This window comes from Paramagnetospirillum caucaseum, assembly GCF_000342045.1.
GTDB classification, from domain to species: Bacteria; Pseudomonadota; Alphaproteobacteria; order Rhodospirillales; family Magnetospirillaceae; genus Phaeospirillum; species Phaeospirillum caucaseum.
Genome location: NZ_AONQ01000050.1, coordinates 1 through 16,152 on the forward strand (window position 1 = coordinate 1; position 16,152 = coordinate 16,152).

Annotated in this window: 10 protein-coding genes; 2 read left to right on the plus strand and 8 right to left on the minus strand. The window is 67.0% G+C overall.

What is annotated here, in order from left to right; translation table 11 throughout:
- Both H261_RS16135 and H261_RS16140 read right to left on the minus strand, forming a co-directional pair.
- Positions 1 to 478, minus strand: a 478-nt coding sequence (locus H261_RS16135) for a formate dehydrogenase accessory sulfurtransferase FdhD (RefSeq protein WP_008619557.1), incomplete at its 3' end; no start/stop codon positions are given.
- Positions 475 to 3,231, minus strand: coding sequence for a molybdopterin-dependent oxidoreductase (locus H261_RS16140; protein ID WP_008619558.1), 2,757 nt, complete (start codon positions 3,229 to 3,231; stop codon positions 475 to 477). The genes H261_RS16140 and H261_RS16135, both read right to left, overlap by 4 nt.
- 280 nt (positions 3,232 to 3,511) lie before the next feature.
- Here H261_RS16140 and htpX point away from each other — a divergent pair, with 280 nt between their 5' ends.
- On the plus strand, positions 3,512 to 4,429 hold the full coding sequence (gene htpX / locus H261_RS16145; protein WP_008619559.1) for a zinc metalloprotease HtpX: 918 nt from the start codon (positions 3,512 to 3,514) through the stop codon (positions 4,427 to 4,429).
- A 12-nt stretch (positions 4,430 to 4,441) separates the two neighbouring features.
- On the opposite strand, the gene H261_RS16150 is transcribed toward htpX, so the two are convergent.
- Both H261_RS16150 and H261_RS16155 read right to left on the minus strand, forming a co-directional pair.
- Positions 4,442 to 6,166, minus strand: a complete 1,725-nt coding sequence (locus H261_RS16150) for a PAS-domain containing protein (protein WP_008619568.1) — start codon at positions 6,164 to 6,166, stop codon at positions 4,442 to 4,444.
- Positions 6,167 to 6,356: 190 nt separating this feature from the next.
- A complete protein-coding gene (locus tag H261_RS16155) occupies positions 6,357 to 7,886 on the minus strand; it encodes an ATP-binding protein (RefSeq protein WP_008619570.1) in 1,530 nt (509 codons plus the stop codon).
- A 332-nt stretch (positions 7,887 to 8,218) separates the two neighbouring features.
- On the opposite strand from H261_RS16155, the gene nhaD reads away from it, so the two are divergent.
- Positions 8,219 to 9,502, plus strand: a complete 1,284-nt coding sequence (nhaD, locus tag H261_RS16160) for a sodium:proton antiporter NhaD (protein ID WP_008619571.1) — start codon at positions 8,219 to 8,221, stop codon at positions 9,500 to 9,502.
- Positions 9,503 to 9,511: 9 nt separating this feature from the next.
- On the opposite strand, the gene H261_RS16165 is transcribed toward nhaD, so the two are convergent.
- The 4 genes from H261_RS16165 to H261_RS16180 are packed head-to-tail and all read right to left on the minus strand — an operon-like array spanning position 9,512 to position 16,138.
- Positions 9,512 to 10,696 (minus strand): EAL domain-containing protein, encoded by a 1,185-nt coding sequence (locus H261_RS16165; RefSeq protein WP_008619572.1) that lies wholly within the window; start codon positions 10,694 to 10,696, stop codon positions 9,512 to 9,514.
- A gap of 5 nt (positions 10,697 to 10,701) precedes the next feature.
- Entirely contained in the window at positions 10,702 to 11,856 is a 1,155-nt protein-coding gene (locus H261_RS16170) for an HD domain-containing phosphohydrolase (RefSeq protein WP_008619573.1), read from the minus strand.
- Positions 11,856 to 13,076 (minus strand): response regulator, encoded by a 1,221-nt coding sequence (locus H261_RS16175; protein WP_040476710.1) that lies wholly within the window; start codon positions 13,074 to 13,076, stop codon positions 11,856 to 11,858. The genes H261_RS16170 and H261_RS16175 overlap by 1 nt, the downstream gene beginning before the upstream one ends.
- A complete protein-coding gene (locus H261_RS16180) occupies positions 13,073 to 16,138 on the minus strand; it encodes a PAS domain-containing sensor histidine kinase (protein WP_008619575.1) in 3,066 nt (1,021 codons plus the stop codon). Before H261_RS16180 ends, H261_RS16175 begins: the two co-directional genes overlap by 4 nt.
- Positions 16,139 to 16,152: the final 14 nt, after the last annotated feature.

Genomic DNA, 16,152 nt, shown 5'->3' on the forward strand with positions numbered 1-16,152 from the left:
GGTTGGAGGCCAGGGACTGGAAGGCCTCCTGCAGCGCCGGGGCGGCCATGGCCGAGGTGGTGGGCAGGCGGGGAATGTCGCGGAATACCTGGGACAGGCTTTCCGTGCCGCACAGGCCGCAGCCGGTGCGCCCGGCCAGGGAGCGGCGGCGCTCCTTCAGGCGGTGGAAGCGCTGGGCGGTGACGGTCAGCCGCACGGCGATGCCCTCGCACCGTTCCTCCGTCTCCAGGTCGAGGATGTCGCGGGGGTGGTCGACGATGCCTTCGGTCAGGCTGAAGCCGAGGGCGAAATCCTCGAGATCGGCGGGCGAGGCCAGCATCACCGCGTGGGAGATGCCGTTGTATTCCAGGCAGACCGGCACTTCGGCGGCGGCGACGTCGTCGGCGGTCTCGATGGCCCCGTCCCGCCAGCGTTCCACCGTGACGGTCTCCACGGCGGGGCGGCGGGTGGTGGCGGCGGACACCGGCAGGGCGCTCATGATTCCTCTCCCGCCGGCAGGGGGCCGTCGACCTTGCGCACCGCGACGCGCACCACGTCCGAGCCCGAGCCGGTGGCGTCGGTCAGCTCCAGCGACATCTGGGTGATGGTGTTGAGCGACGGGAAGTTGAGATCCTTGGCGTAGGGCGTCTTCCAGTGCTGGAATTGGCCGGGAATGACGATGGTGTCGGGGCGGCAGCCCTGGACCAGGGCGGCGCGGCCCCGCGTCTGGCCGACGATGGAGCTGACCTCCACCCAGTCGCCCGGCTTGATGCCCAGCCTGGCCGCCGCCGAGGCGTTGATGATCACCGAGCCGTGGCCGCGCAGATTGCCCGCCACCTCGTTCATCAGCGGGATGCCGGCATTGTTGCCGGTGGTGTAGGGCATGGTCTTGGTGGTGATACCCCAGAAGGGGAAGTCTTCGGCCTTGGCGCCGGCCTGCTCCACCGCGCTTACCCAGCGGCCCGGGACGTCGTGCCAGTGGGGGATGCCCTGGTATTCCTCCAACTGCTCGTCCCACCAGAAGATGCCGGCCTCGTGCAGGCGGCGGCGCAACTCCTCGCCCACCCGCATCAGCCGCTCCTGGTAGGGCAGCTCGTAACGCAGGCCCTGCTCCACCATGGTGGCGTGCAGGTACCAGTCCTCGCGGGCGAAGGGTTGCATGAAGAAGCCGTTCTCCTTCATCCAGTCCAGGCCGCGCACTTCCTTGCCGGCGGTGGCGCCGGCGGTGGCCGCCTTGCACACCGCGTCCCAGATGGTGTCCACGTCGTGGACCTGGTCTTCTGCCAGAGTGAAGTCGTAGCCCTCGCCCTTCAGCGGCACCAGGGCGAAACCCTTGTTGAGACCCCGGTTGTAGCTTTCCAGCAGCCCGACGCGGCGCGACAGTTCGGTGGTGATCCAGGTGAAGTCGCGGCTTTCGCCGTGGGGCGCTACCGCCGGCTGGCGCAGCACGAAGCCCTGGTGCTCCCAGTGCTGCTCCACGAACTTGGAGCCGCCCGCCCGGATCAACTGGGTGCTTTCCAGGTCGGTGGCCTCGGGCAGCAGGATGTCGGCCATGTGATTGGTTTCGTCCATGGTGTAGGCGAAGCACAGCACGAACGGCATCCTGGCCATGTTCCCGGAGAGCTGGGCGGTGTCCCAGAAGGAAATGGCGGGATTGGTGCGGTAGGCGATCCACACATCGGGCGGCTCGGGCGGCTCCCAGCCCTCGGGGGCCTCCTTCAGGAACATCCAGGCCAGATGGGTCGGCCCCAGGGCCTGGGCCCAGCTGGAATCGCCGACGATGGGAATCAGCGTAGTGTGGGCGTTGCGGCCCTTGGGCTTTTCCGCCCAGCCGCCCTTCTTCGTCGAGTTCATCTGGGCGTTCATGAAACCATCCTCGCCGGGCTTGACGCTCTTCAGGCGGTTTTCGTAGGGTCGGTTGAGGCGCACCGTGGTGCCCAGTGTGCCGCCCGGCACCTCCAGGGCGCCCACCAGGGTGGCCAGCACGGTGCGCGCCCAGCAGCACTCATAGGCGCCCCAGCCGTTGTTGACCGTCTTGCCGAGCGTCACCGCCACCGGGCGGTAGGGTAGAATCTTGCCGTCCACCTCGACGGTCTGGCCGACACAGGCGGCATCGAGATATTCCAGCGCCACCCGGCGCACCACGGCGGCGGGGACGTCGCAGATCGCCTCGGCCCATTCCGGGGTATAGGCGCGCATGGTCTCGGTCAGCACCACGAAGGCCGGCCGTCCCCGGGCATTGTCGCGCCGGACCGTTTCGCCGTCGGGCAGGTTGGCCGCCGCCGAGGGGACGGTGAAGTCGCCGTCCAGGGCGGGAACCGCGCCGGGGTGGTCATGGGGGACCGGCGCGTTGCTGACGGTGTCCCACATCAGCGGCTTGCCGCTCTCGGCATCGCGCAGGTACCAGCCGTCGTCGCCCACCAGGTAGGGCGACGCGGTGCGGTCGCGCAGGAAGGCGAGGTCCAGCGCGCTCCTCGGCGCTTCGTGCAGCATGACGTGCAGCATGGCGAACATGAAGGCGGGGTCGGTCTTGGGCTTGATGGGCACCCATTCGGCCGAGCAGGCCCCGGTGGGCGACAGATGCGGCTCGACCTGGACGCGCTTGATGCCGCGGATGCGGGCGTCGGCGTGGCGGCGCACGCCGCAGGGACCGCCCGACACCTCGACATTGGTGCCGAACGACACGATGTAATTGGCGTTGGGCGTGTCGGCCGCCACCGTGAAGGCGCGGTGCCAGTACTCGCCGTACAGGTGCTCGGAATGGACGCACTTGACGCCCTGGCCCGAGCCGAAGCTGAAGTCGATGGGGCCCCAGGCGGCCAGGAAGGCGGGAAAGGTTCCCATGTAGTTGGCCGGCGTGCCGCCGTGGCCGAAGGTGGCGGCCAGGCGCGGCATGCCCTGCTCGTTCAAGAGCCCCTTCTCGCGCAGGGAGCGCAGCTTGTCCGCCACGATGTCCAGGGCCTCGTCCCACGAGATGGGGACGAAGCCGGGATCCTGGTCGCGGCCCTTCCTGGGGTTGGTCCGCTTCATGGGGGTCAGCACGCGGTTGGGATTGTAGGTCTTCTGGATCAGGCCGTAGGCCTTGACGCAGGGCCGCCCGTCGGCGGGGTGAATGCCCTTGCCCTCGTGGTTGGGCTCGACCGCCACGGCCACGCCGTCCTCGACCGTGACGCACATCAGATCGGGACCGGCGACGCAGTTGTAGCAGTAGGTCGGAACCGATTTCCTGGTGCCGGCAACCTTGTCAAGCATGGTGACCTCTCCTTCCGGGCGCCGAGGGGGGCGCGACAGCATTCATGTGTCGTAATGCATTTTTTAACGGTGAGTCAATTTTTTTGCATCAGAACGTACAAAAACACATAATGCCGTATCTCTTCGGGATAAGGCCTGTGATGGGCCGGCGCCGCCGATCGCGATACCGCACCGCGTCATCCCGTCGCCGCCGGGAAGCGGTTCCGTCAGCCCTCCGACTTGATCCCTCGGAAAATCACCTCAGATTCTCAGCGGGACACCATCTGCCGGAGGATGCTTCATGAACGCCACGCGCACCGCCCTGCTGCTTGCCGCCATGACGGGGCTGTTCGTCGCCATCGGTTGGATGATCGGTGGCGAAGGCGGCATGGTGACGGCCTTTCTGGTCGCCCTGGCCATGAACGCCTTCGCCTACTGGAATTCCGACCGGATGGTGCTGTCCATGTATGGCGCCCGCGAGGTCGACGCCCGTTCCGCTCCCGGCCTCTACTCCATGGTCGGACGGCTGGCCGGACGGGCCGGCCTGCCCATGCCGAGGGTCTTCGTCATCGATTCGCCGCAGCCCAACGCCTTTGCCACCGGGCGCGATCCCGAGCACGCCTCGGTGGCGGCAACCACCGGCCTGCTGGAATTGCTGTCCGCGGAAGAGCTGGAGGGCGTCATGGCCCATGAACTGGCCCATGTGAGGAACCGCGACACCCTCATCATGACCATTACCGCCACCATCGCCGGCGCCATCGGCATGATCGCCCAGTTCGGAATGATCTTCGGCGCGTCCCGGCGCAACGACGGCGAGGGCGGCGGCGCGCCGCTCGGCGTGGTCGGGACGCTCCTGGTGATGCTCGTCGCCCCCCTGGCGGCCATGCTGGTGCAGATGGCCATCTCGCGGACCAGGGAATACGCCGCCGATTCCGGCGGTGCCGCCATCTGCGGCAATCCGCTATGGCTGGCGTCGGCGCTGGCGCGGCTCGAGCAGGGCGCCCACGCCATTCCCAATCACCGGGCCGAAGCCAATCCGGCCACGGCCCATCTGTTCATCGTCAATCCGCTGAGCGGCCGCGGCATGGACAGCCTGTTCTCGACCCATCCGGCCATGGAGAACCGTATCGACGCCCTGCGGCGGATGGCCGCCGCCGGGGCTCCGCCGCCGCCGCCGCCCCGCCGGGGATTCGGCCGCCGGCGGGGGCCGTGGGGGTGAGGTCCGGGGATTTCATCCGTGGCCGGCGGGGAGGCCGTCAAGCTCGTTCGCGCCCGCCAGATAGAACTGGTGGCGGCCGCGCCCCGCCGCCTTGGCCCGGTACATGGCGATGTCGGCGCGCTTCATCAGGGTGATGCGGTCCTGGCCGTCATCGGGGAACAGGGCGATCCCCACCGAGGTCGAGGTCCGCAGGTGGTGCTCTCCCGCCTGGACGGGCTGGGCGACGACCGAGATGATCTTGTCGGCGACCACGCCGGCGTCCTGGGCTCCGGCGATGTCGGTCAGCACCACCACGAACTCGTCGCCGCCCAGGCGGGCCACCACGTCGGATTCGCGGACGCTGGCCTGCAGCCGCCGGCTGACCTCCTTCAGCAGGTCGTCGCCCACCGCGTGGCCCAGGCTGTCGTTGACGCCCTTGAACCGGTCGAGGTCGAGGAACATCACCGCCAGCCGGCCGGAATGGCGGCGGGCCTCGGCCAGGCACTGGTCCAGCCGGACTTCGAGGGAATGGCGGTTGGTCAGCCCGGTCAGCGAATCGAAGCGGGCCAGGCGCTGGATCTCCTCCTCGGCCCGCTTGCGGTCGGTGATGTCGGTGTAGATGCTGACGAAGCCGCCGTCGGGCAGCGGCACGCCGCGGATTTCCAGCACCGTGCCGTCGACGCGGGTCCGCTCGAACTTGTGGGGTTGGCGCAGCTTGGCCCGCTCCATCATGGCGCCGGTGTGGGATTCCACGTCCACCTCGCCGTATTCGCCGCGCCGGGCGTTGAAGCGGAACAGGTCCTCCATGCCGGGCGGGCCGTCGGCGAACACCTCCTCGGGGAAGTCGAGCAGCCGCTTGAACTCGGCGTTGCAGGCCACCAGCCGCAGGTCCTGGTCGAACAGGGAGATGCCGCCCGGAATGTTGTCGAACAGGGTCTGGAGAATGTCGTTCTTCTGGCGGATGTCGCTTTCGATGGCGATGCGGTCGGTGATGTCGGTATAGGTGGTGACGAAGCCGATCACGCTGTCGCCCAGAGTCATGGGGCGGCCTTCGACCAGATGGGTGCGCTCGTTGGGGCGTGACCGCTCGAAGCGGTGGGGCTGGAACTTGAGGGCCAGTTCCTTGCGGGTCCGCACATGCTCGTGCGGGTCGCCGGGGCCGTATTCCCCCCGCAGGGCCGGGACCATGATCAGATCCTCGAACGGCGCGTTGTAATGGACCGTCGCCGGCGGCAGACCCAGCACGTCGAGCAGTTTGGTGTTCCAGAACCGCAGGCGCAGATTCTCGTCGAAGACGGAAATACCCTGGGGCAGGTGGTCGATCACCGAGCGCAGGTATTGGGTCTGGCGTTCCAGTTCCTCCTTCTCGCGCTTGCGCCCGGTCACGTCGGAATAGACGGTGACGAAGCCGCCGCTGGGCAGCGGCGTGCCCCTGATCTCGATGATGGTGCCGTCGGGGCGGGTGCGTTCGAAGCAATGGGGCGCGAAGCGCCGCGCCTGCCCCACCCGCTCCTCGACCTGAGCCTCCACGCTGCCTTCGCCATATTCCCCCCGCTCGGCGTTGAAGCGGATGAAATCGGCGAACTCGGCCCCCGGCCGGGCGATGGCGTCGGGAAAGTCCAGCATGCGCAGGAAGCGCTTGTTGCACAGGATCAGTTGCAGGCCGCGATCAAAGATCGTGAAGCCCTGGCCGAACTCCTCGACCGCCTCGATCAGATGCCGCCAGTTGTTCTCGGTCCCATCCGCTTCGTGCCGCATCCGCTCATCAGCCCCTTGTCATCGGCCGCCGACCCCATCGCCAATTGTGACGACACGATGTATGTTTTGGCTAGCGAATATACCGGGAAGACGATGATTTGATTGCTTCTGGTCAGGTATCGGCATATCCGCCCATATGCCAGAGGTTGAAAGACCGTTAAATCTGGGGTTGGGGCGGCTTCTTGGCTGCTCAGCCGCTCCAGGCCAGGACGTCGCTGGCGTGGCCCGGCGCGGTGCGCCATTGCAGGGCGGGCAGGACGACGACCCGCTGGCCGTTCAGCTCCTCGTAGACCTCGACCACCCCCAATTGCTGCATGCGGGCCAGGGCGGCCAGGGCCCGGCGGGGCGAGTGGCTGCCGAAGGCCTGGGTGATCATCGAATCGCTGGGGCAGGGCAGGGACTGGATGGCGGCCGCCGCCAGATGCAGAAAAATCCCCTGGAACTGCTCGTCCAGGCCGTTGGCGACGCTCATCGCCCGTTCCCATCCCGGCAGGGTGGCGACGGCGGGCGTGACCCCGGCCTGGGCCAGCACCAGCCGTCGGCGGAAATGGGCGATGTCGAGGACCCGGCCGGCCAGCCGGTGGGTGCGGCAGCGCGCCAGAAAATCGTCGTAGAGGCTGGAGACCGAACGCCCGAGGGCGCTGCTCTCGCTGAACAACTGGTCGAGGACGCTGTCGATTCCGACGCCGCGGTCGGCTTCGGGCAGCGGCATGACCGGGGCGGGGGGCGCCTCCGTCCGGACCGCTTCCGCCGCCGCCATCACCGGGACGGGAGCGGCCAGGGGGACCGGGGCCGGCGGGCTGTGGTCGATGGTGGCCAGCAGCGCTTCGGTTCCCAGTCCTTTTTCCGGCACATAGGGCGGCGGCGGCGGGGTATTGGCCTGGAACAGCAATCCCCTGGCCTCTTCCGGCGTCCTGTCGGGCAGGGGCATCAGGCGGGCGCCGCCGGCATGGCTGCGGGTCTGGACCTCGCCGATGCGGATGGTGACCGAGCGGCGCGACAGCGCCGGGCCGAGGCCGACGAAGCGGCCGCATTCCAGGTCGCGGAACACCTCGGCCTGGCGGCGGTCGATGCCCAGCAGGTCGGCGGCCCGTTGCATGTCGATGTCGAGAAAGGTGCGGCCCATGAGGAAGTTGCTGGCTTCCGCCGCGACGTTCTTGGCCAGCTTGGCCAGGCGCTGGGTGGCGATGATGCCGGCCAGCCCGCGCTTGCGTCCCCGGCACATCAGGTTGGTCATGGCCTCCAGCGAGGTCTTGCGGGCGTCGTCGGCCACCTCGCCGGCCACGGCGGGCGCGAACAGCTGGGCCTCGTCCACCACCACCAGGATCGGGGTCCAGTACTGGCGGTCGGTGTCGAACAGCCCGTTGAGGAAGGCCCCGGCGTGGCGCATCTGGCGCTCGGTGTCCAGGTTCTCCAGGTTGACCACCACGGAGACCCGCATCTGGCGGGCCCGGCTGGCGATCAGTCGCATGCCGTTCTCGCTCTGGGCGCCGGAATCGATGACGATGTGGCCGAACACCTGGGCCAGGCTGGCGAAGTCGCCCTCGGGATCGATCACCACCTGCTGGACGGCGTGGGCGCTCTGCTCGATCAGGCGGCGCAGCAGGTGGGATTTGCCGCTGCCGGAATTGCCCTGCACCAGAAGACGGGTGGCCAGCAGTTCCTCGAGCGACATGAGGGCCGGGGTGCCGGAAGGAGTGGTGCCGAGTTCGATGTCCACGGAAAGCGACCCTGTGACGGTGGGGGCGTGATGATAGACGATAACCGCCCACTTTCCATGGGGTAGATCACTCAAGCGGCCGGTTGCGGTTTCGTAACGGGCTGTGTACCTTCATTCCGGGTGCCCGCATCGGACGCGGGCAGGTTTTCGTGCCGGTCGGGCCGCCGCACGGGAGCCTCGACGTCCGTGTTTTCATGCCGCACCCGCCCGCCATCCCTTTCGCGCGCCGTGCCGGCCGGTTTTTCCGGGCCGCCGCCGTCCGCCGCCGCCGCTCCGGGCCATCCCGGCGGCTTTCCCCCTGCCATGCCTGCTCTTGATAGGAAGTCCGCGCAATGCTGACCGCTCTCATCGTCATTTTCATCGTCGCCTATGCGGCCATCGCCCTCGAACACCCCATCAAGATCAACAAATCGGCATCCGCCCTGGTGGGAGCCGGATTGTTGTGGACCGTCTATGCGGTATCGGCGGGCGATCCGCCCAGGATCGGCATGGAACTGGGTGAGACGGTGGCGGCCACCGCGCAGATCGTCTTCTTCCTGATGGGCGCCATGACCATCGTCGAGGTGGTGGACGCCCATAACGGCTTCGACGTGGTCACCCGGCGGATCAGGACGTCGCGGCTGCCGACCCTGCTGTGGCTGGTGGGCATCGTCACCTTCTTCCTCAGCGCCATCCTCGACAACCTGACGACCACCATCGTCATGGTGTCGCTGATCCGAAAGCTGCTGGCCAAGCACGAGGACCGGCTGTTCTTCGCCGGCATCATCGTCATCGCCGCCAATTCGGGCGGAGCCTGGTCGCCCATCGGCGACGTGACCACCACCATGCTGTGGATCGGCGGGCAGATCACCACCCTGGCCATCATCACCGGCGTGTTCCTGCCCTCGGTGGCCAGCATGGTGGTTCCGCTGGGTATCACCGCCTATGCCTTGCGCGGGCGCGACGTGGTGGCGCGCGAGGTGGCGGAGGGCGATTCCGGCGCCCGGACCACTGAATCCGAGCGCAACCTGATGTTCTTTCTCGGCCTGAGCATCCTGGTGGCGGTGCCGGTGTTCAAGACCGTCACCCATCTGCCGCCGTTCCTCGGCATCCTGTTCGGCCTGGGCATCCTCTGGCTGGTCGGCGACCTGCTTCACCGCAACAAGGACGACGTCTTCCGCCGGCACCTGACCCTGACCCACGCCCTGAGCCGGATCGACATGAGTTCCATCGTGTTCTTCGTCGGCATCCTTCTCGCGGTGGCCACCCTGGAACACACCCACATCCTGACCGCCCTGGCCCAGTGGCTGGACAAGGTGGTGGGGCGGCTGGACGTGATCGTGCTGATCATCGGCGTGGCGAGCGCCATCGTCGACAACGTGCCCCTGGTGGCGGCGTCCATGGGTATGTACAGCCTGCAGCAATACCCGCCGGACCACTTCCTCTGGGAGTTCCTCGCCTATTGCGCCGGCACCGGCGGCTCGATCCTGATCATCGGATCGGCGGCGGGCGTCGCCGCCATGGGGCTGGAGAAGATCCACTTCTTCTGGTACGTGCGCAAGATCAGCTGGCTGGCCCTGATCGGCTATCTGGCGGGGGCCGGAATCTACCTTGTCCAGCACCGGCTGCTGTCCTGACGCCGCCGCCTACGGCAGGGTGGTGTCCAGAATCAGTTCGCCGTCCATGAAGTCGATGTCGAGTTTCAGGCACAGTTCGGCCTGGAATTTCGAGGATATGCCGTGGATATGGCATTTCATGTTGGCGGCCTTCGCCCGGCCGGCGAACTTGCCGATCTTCTGGATGGCGGCGGTGTCGTCCAGCGCCCTGATATCGGTTCCGATGGACACCGCGCCGGTGCCGGAGAAGGCGGCCACCGTCGAGAAATCGATGCCGAGGGTGATGGCGATGGACTTCCCGTAGGGGCGCAGCCATTGCATGAATTCTGCGATGCGGTTCGACGGGGTGCCCTCGTCGATGCCGTGGATGTCGAAGACGATCCGCTCCTTGCGGTTGGCCAGCATGCCGTGACAGATCTTGAGGTACATCTCGCGGTATTTCTTCGAGGACAGCGTGATGCGGTGGACGGGAAGCTGGACGATCATGTGGCGGTCGGCGGCTTCCTTCAGCCGCTTGGCGGCATATTCGACGGTCAGGGCATCCAGTTCGGCGAACAGCAGGGGATCGGCCTCGGCCGGCAGGACGTCGTAGCCGAAATGGGCGGCATCGTCCTCGTCCACCCGCGACGCCAGGCAGGCCCAGGCCGAGGTGGACATGGTGCCGAGCGCCAGGACCGGGGACAGCGCGGTCTTGACGTCGCCGATCTTGAACTCGACCACGTTGGAATCCGCTTCCTCCATGATCCGTTCGATGTTGTTCAGGTGATCCTTGGGATCGATGGCCGCCAGGGTGCTGATCCTGCGTTCGCCGCCGTGATGGGCGTCGGTGTCGGCATTGAGGTGGATGATGGCGACCAGTTGCTTGGCGATGCCCTTGCCGGTGAGCCGCGATGAGATTTCCGAGCTGATGTCTTCCATCAGCTTGTCGAAGTCGCTGGCCGCCCGGCCGCTGGACATGATGATGTACGAGAACTCGTCGGCGGCGGAATAGACGTCGCCTTCCGACAGGAAGCTTTTCAGGGTGGTGGCCACCAGCCCGTGCACCTTGCCCGAAACCCGCGGCCAGTCGTGGCCGAAATGCTTGCGGGCGGGATCGAGCGCCAGGAAGCTCAGGCGGCGGCCCTCGTGGGCCTTGGTGGCGCCGAGCAGTTCGTGCAGCCGCCAGGCCAGGCCGCAGGCCGCCGGTTTGGTGTCGTCGTTGTTTGCCGCGTTCATGGCTGTCAAATCCTGACCTTGACGGGTTCGGCGAAGGTGAAGATCCGCCGCAGATTCTGCAGGCGCTCGATCTGCGCCCCGGTCAGCTGGGTGTTGGCGGAAAGGATCAGGTGGCCGTTGGCCAGCTTGATGTCCGACAGCACCACCTGTCCGGTCCTGAGCGAGGCCAGCGGCACGTCCATGGAGGTGGACGGCATCATGTCGACCACCCGCTCCAGGCAGGTCCTGACCTTGGGCAGCAGGACGGGATCGTATTGCGAGCGGCGCCGCTCGAGGGTGGCGAAGGCCGCCTTGGTCAGCGGCCCGCCCTCGGTGGCCTCGGCCAGATCCTTGAGGATCTTGAGCAGGCGGGCGTCCAGGGGGATGTCGTTGCCCACCGGCCCGTCGGCCGGGAAGCCGCTGCCGTCGAAGCCGCGATCCTGCAGGTAGACGATTTCCGAGACCTTGGCCAGGCGGGGAATGTGGGCGATCAGATTGCGCGCCGCTTCCGGGTTGCGTTCGAACAGCGACTTTTCCAGGTCGGTCAGGATCTCGCCCGACCGCTTCTTGGCGATCAGTTCCGGCGGAATGGCCACCTGGCCGACCGGCACCAGGGTGGCGGCGATTTCCAGCTGCCAGCGCTGGGGCATCTTGAATTCGCTGGTCAGCAGTCGCACCCATTCCCTGAGCCGGGTGGCCAGCCCCGCCACGATGGCGTCGTTCATGGAGGCGATGTCCACCAGCACCTTGATGGCGCCGGTCAGGGTCTTTTCCAGCAATTCCTTCTCCGCCGTGACCAGGCGGTACTGCTCGCAGGCCGCCTCCAGTCCCTCGCGCAGCTGGTCCACCGGATAGGGCTTGGTGAAGAAGCGGAAGATGTTGCCGTGGTTGATGGCCTCGATGGCGGTCTGCTGGTCGGCGTTGCCGGTCAGCATGATCCGCACGGTATCGGGGGCCAGTTCCCGAATCCGCTTCAGCGTCTCGATGCCGTCCATCCCCGGCATGCGCATGTCGCACAGGGCGACGGCGAAGGGAGTTTGCGCCGTCATGGCCGCCTGGACCTCGCTCAAGGCCTCGGCGCCGCCCTGGGCCGTGGTGATGTCGAAGGTATCGCTGAGTTGACGGCGCAATCCCGACAGCAGGTGGTGATCGTCGTCGATCACCAGGATTCGTTCCGGCATCACGTCTTCTCCCCGGACAGCTTTTGCGCCAGCTCGCGCCAGCTGGAAATCAGGCCATCCCGGCGGGCTTCGATAAGATAGGCCATGTCCAGGCGGTTTTGGACCTGAATTTCCGGGGAAAAGACCGACGCCAGGGGCAGGCTGAGGCTGGTGGCGGCATGAAGGGCCGTCAGCATGGTGTTGTCATGGTCAAGGCCGGTGGACGGGGTGGCGGCGAAGGCCACCGCTTCCACCAGGGGGGGGCTGAACCCCCACAATCCGAGCAGATAGGCGCCGATCAGCGCATGATTGGCCCCGAACACCTGTTGTTCGGCGGCATGCAGCGACATGTCCGTTCCGATCATCGCCAGTATTTCCGTGTAGGTGTCCGGGTAGGCGTCGAGCAGGACGAGAATGCCGATCCGCGACAGCATGGCGGCGCAATGGGTCGCCTTGGCGGTGGCCTGGTCGGCTCCCATGGAGGCGGCGATGGCTTCGGCCAGATTGGCGGTGGCTAGGCAATAGCCGGTCAGGTTCTCCAGCAGGGGGGCGACGGCGGGGTTGCCGGAGAACTGGCGGAAGATGCCGATCTGCAGCACCAGGGCCTGGATCGTCTCCAGGCCGATGGTGCGGACCGCCTGCAAAGTGGTGGTGACGGGGCTGGCCACGGAGAAGTAGGCGGAGTTGGTCAGCCGTAGCAGTTCCGCCGTCATCGCCACATCCTTGTCGATGAGGGCGGCGAGGGATTTGGCCGAGCATTGCGGCGAGCGCAACTCCTCGCCGACCTTGAGGACCACGTCCGGCAGGCTCGGCAGGTTGTTCAGCCCGGCCAGGACGGCCCGCAGCGACGGGGTGGACAGCAGGCGTTTCAGCGCGATGGGGCGCGAGATGGCCTTGTGCAGGGTTTCGGCGTCGCACGGCTTGGCCAGGTAGATATGGGCCGGCCCGACCGTACGCAGGATGGATTCGACGTCGGCATAGCCGGACAGGATGACGCGGATGGTTTCCGGGTGGCGTTGCCGCACGATTCCCAGGAACTCCGCCCCATCCATGGCGGGCATGCGCATGTCGGAGACCACCACGTCGAAGGCCGCCTCCCGTTGCATCAGGGCCAGGGCCTCGGCGCCCGACGCGCAGAAGGTCATGTCCCATTCGTCGCCCATGCTGGTCATGGAACGGCGCAGGCCCCGCAGGATATGGGCTTCGTCATCGACGAACAGCACGCGCAGCATTTCCGTCATTCCCTGGCTCCCGGTTCGCCGGTCCCGCTGATCGGAAGGCGGACGATGAAGACGGCGCCACCGCCGTCATTGTCGGCAACGTCCATGCTGCCGCCGTGCTTGGCCACCACCACGTCGCGGCAGATGGCCAATCCCTGTCCGGTTCCCTTGCCCACTTCCTTGGTGGTGAAGAACGGGTCGAAAATCCGCTCCCGAATGGCTTCGGGGACGCCGGTGCCGCTGTCGGCGACGGAGATTTCCACGTGATCATCCCTTTGCGTTGTCGAAACGGTGATGCACCCCGGCAGGGGCTTGCCCGACGCCTCGATGGCGTGGGCGGCGTTGACGATCAGGTTGAGGAAGACCTGGTTCAACTCGCCGGCGTGGCACAGCACCGGGGGGAGCGAAAGATCGAAATTCCGCACCATCTCGGCGGCATGCTTCCAGACGTTCCGGGATACGGTCAGGGTGCTGTCCAGGGCCCGGTTCATGTCGGTCATGGTCTTGGTGCTGGTGCCGGGATGGGAGAACTCCTTCATGGACAGCACGATGCGGGCGATCTGGGCGACGCCGTCGAGGGATTCGCTGACCGCCGCCGGCACCTCGGCCATCAGGAAGGGAATCTTGGCGTTGGCGAAGGCCGTGTTGAACTTGTCCACCGGTTCGCTCATGGCCGGATGGGCCATGGCGCTGGCGGCCAGCTCCCGGCCGGCGGCCACGGCGGCCCCCAGCTTGCCCAGGGCGTTGTCGATGAAGCGGAGATTGTCGCCCACATACTGGATCGGCGTGTTGATCTCGTGGGCGATGCCGGCGGCCAGTTGGCCGACGCTGGCCAGGCGCGAGGCCTGGACGGCCTCGCGCTGGGCTTTCTTCAGCGTCTCGATGTTGCGGAAGGAAATGATCACGGAGCGTTTGTCTTCGTCCTCGCCCAGCGGGGAGCAGGCATAGGCCACCGACAGGGCCTTGTCCGAAGCGGTGATGAAGGCGGCGTCGTCGTCGCGGAAGGTGACGTTCTCCTGGATCACCCGGCGGAACGGCGAGTTCCTGAAGATGACGTCCCCGGTGGGGGTTCTGACCCGCAGCAGGATGTCGAGGGGATAGCCCTCGATATCGCCGCTGTTCTCGTCGCATTCGAGCAATTGCTTGGCCGAGGGGTTGGCGAAGGAGATGTAGCCCTCGCGGTCCACCACCAGCACGCCCTCGAACAGGCTGTCGGTGATGCCCTTGAGCCGCTCGCGCGAGCCGCGCAGGGCGGTTTCGGTATGGGCCCTGATATCGATCTCGCGCTGAAGCTCGCGGGTCCGCTCGGCGACCAGATGGGCCAGTTCCCGCTGCTGCTGTTCCAGGCTGCGCTCGGATTGCAGGCGCAGGGTGGCGTCGCGGAAGACCAGCACCGCTCCAGAAGGCTCCTCGTTCTCGATGATCGGCGCCACGAAGTAGTCCACCGGGATGCCGCGCTGGCCCCCTTCGCGGAAGACCTCGCCGCTGACCTGGCCGGGGGTGCCGCTCAGATAGGCCTCGACCACCGGCGACGCCGAGGCCGGGCAGGGGCCGCCGCAGTGGAGCGGGTCGGGATGGACCAGGCAATGGAAGCACTGGCCGACCATCTCGGCGGGATGGCGGCCGATGATCTCTCCCGCCATGCGGTTGGCGAAGGTGACCCGCCCACAGGAATCGAGGCCGACGATGCCCTCGCCCGCCGAATCCAGGATCAGCTCGTAGCGCCGGCGCAGTTGGTCCAGGTCCTCCTCGCGGCGCTTCAGGCGGGTGATGTCGGTGCGCACCGCCACCACGCCGCCCTCGCGGGTCGGGCATTCCCGACTCTGCACCCAGCGTTCCCCGGACAGCTTGACCACGAAGGAATGGCCGTCGGCGTTGCGGAATCGGTCCAGGCGGCCGACCAGCCATTCGTCGAAATCCTGGTCGCCGATATCGAAGAACTTGCGCTGATGGCCGTTGCGCAGCACGTCCTCGAACAGAATGCCGGTAAACAGGAATTCGTGGGCCCGGTCCAGGGTATCGGCATAGGCCTGGTTGCAGATCACCAGCTTCTCGCTGTTGTCGTAGACCGCGATGGCGTCGGTGATGCTGTCGATGGCGTCGCGCAGCTGTTCCCGGGCCTGGATCGCCCGCTCCACCGCGCTGGCCTCGCGGGTGATGTCGGCGCCGACGCCGCGATAGCCGGTGAAGGCGCCGTCGGGCGAGAACATGGGGATGGCGCTGAGGCGGATGACCTTGCCGTCCTTGCCGTCGGGTGGGCCGACGGTGAACACCAGGTCGCGGAAGCTGGCATGCGCCGCCAGATCCTCGCGATAGGCGGCGGCCCGCTCGGGCTGGTCGTCCAGGCCGATCTCGAGCCAGGTGTGTCCCAGGATGGCCGCCGGCTTGACCCCCAGGACGCTGCCGATGCGTTCCGAGACGAAGGTCAGCCGGTGGTCGGCGTCGCTTTCCCAGAACCAGTCCGAGGCCGAACCGGCCAGATCGCGGAAGCGGCTTTCGCTTTCCCGCAATTCGATTTCCGCCTGCCGGCGCAGGGTGATGTCGCGGATGACGCCGATGAACTGGCGGTATCCGCCCGAGGTGACCTCGCCGATGGCGATCTCGGCGGGGAAGATTTCCCCGTTCTTGCGCTTGCCCAGCAATTCGCGCCCGCCCTTGCCCAGGATGCGGGTGTTGCCGTGGCTTTCCGCCTGCGCCAGGAAGGAACCGTGGACCGCGGCCAGATCGGCGGGCATCAGGAAGGCGATGTTATGCCCGATGGCTTCGCCGGCAAGGTAGCCGAAGATCTTTTCTGCCTCGCGGTTGAAGGCCTCGATCTGTCCCCGGGCGCCGATGACGATCACCGCCTCGCCCACATTGTCCATCAGCAGATTGAAGCGCTGCTCGGCCTCCGCCGCCACGCGGCGGCTCATTTCCTCGACCTCGTCCTGCATCACGTCCAGGGCGCGGTCCTTCAGCCGGCGCTCCCTTTCGGATTCCTCGTAGGCCAGATCGACCATCTCGATCAGGCGCGCCATGTCCACCGTGCCGTCGGGAGATCCCTCGGCAGCCTTGCGGAGTTGGCGGGCCAGCAGCTTGTGCATTCAAGCTCCAAGAG

What these genes read in the sequence shown, in the direction of transcription:
- H261_RS16150 (WP_008619568.1), bottom strand. Translation starts at nt 6,166, where the DNA reads ATGCGGCACGAAGCGGATGGGACCGAGAACAACTGGCGGCATCTGATC.
- H261_RS16170 (WP_008619573.1), bottom strand. Translation starts at nt 11,856, where the DNA reads ATGCCGGAACGAATCCTGGTGATCGACGACGATCACCACCTGCTGTCG.
- H261_RS16175 (WP_040476710.1), bottom strand. Translation starts at nt 13,076, where the DNA reads ATGACGGAAATGCTGCGCGTGCTGTTCGTCGATGACGAAGCCCATATC.
- nhaD (WP_008619571.1), top strand. Translation starts at nt 8,219, where the DNA reads ATGCTGACCGCTCTCATCGTCATTTTCATCGTCGCCTATGCGGCCATC.
- H261_RS16165 (WP_008619572.1), bottom strand. Translation starts at nt 10,696, where the DNA reads ATGAACGCGGCAAACAACGACGACACCAAACCGGCGGCCTGCGGCCTG.
- H261_RS16180 (WP_008619575.1), bottom strand. Translation starts at nt 16,138, where the DNA reads ATGCACAAGCTGCTGGCCCGCCAACTCCGCAAGGCTGCCGAGGGATCT.
- H261_RS16140 (WP_008619558.1), bottom strand. Translation starts at nt 3,231, where the DNA reads ATGCTTGACAAGGTTGCCGGCACCAGGAAATCGGTTCCGACCTACTGC.
- htpX (WP_008619559.1), top strand. Translation starts at nt 3,512, where the DNA reads ATGAACGCCACGCGCACCGCCCTGCTGCTTGCCGCCATGACGGGGCTG.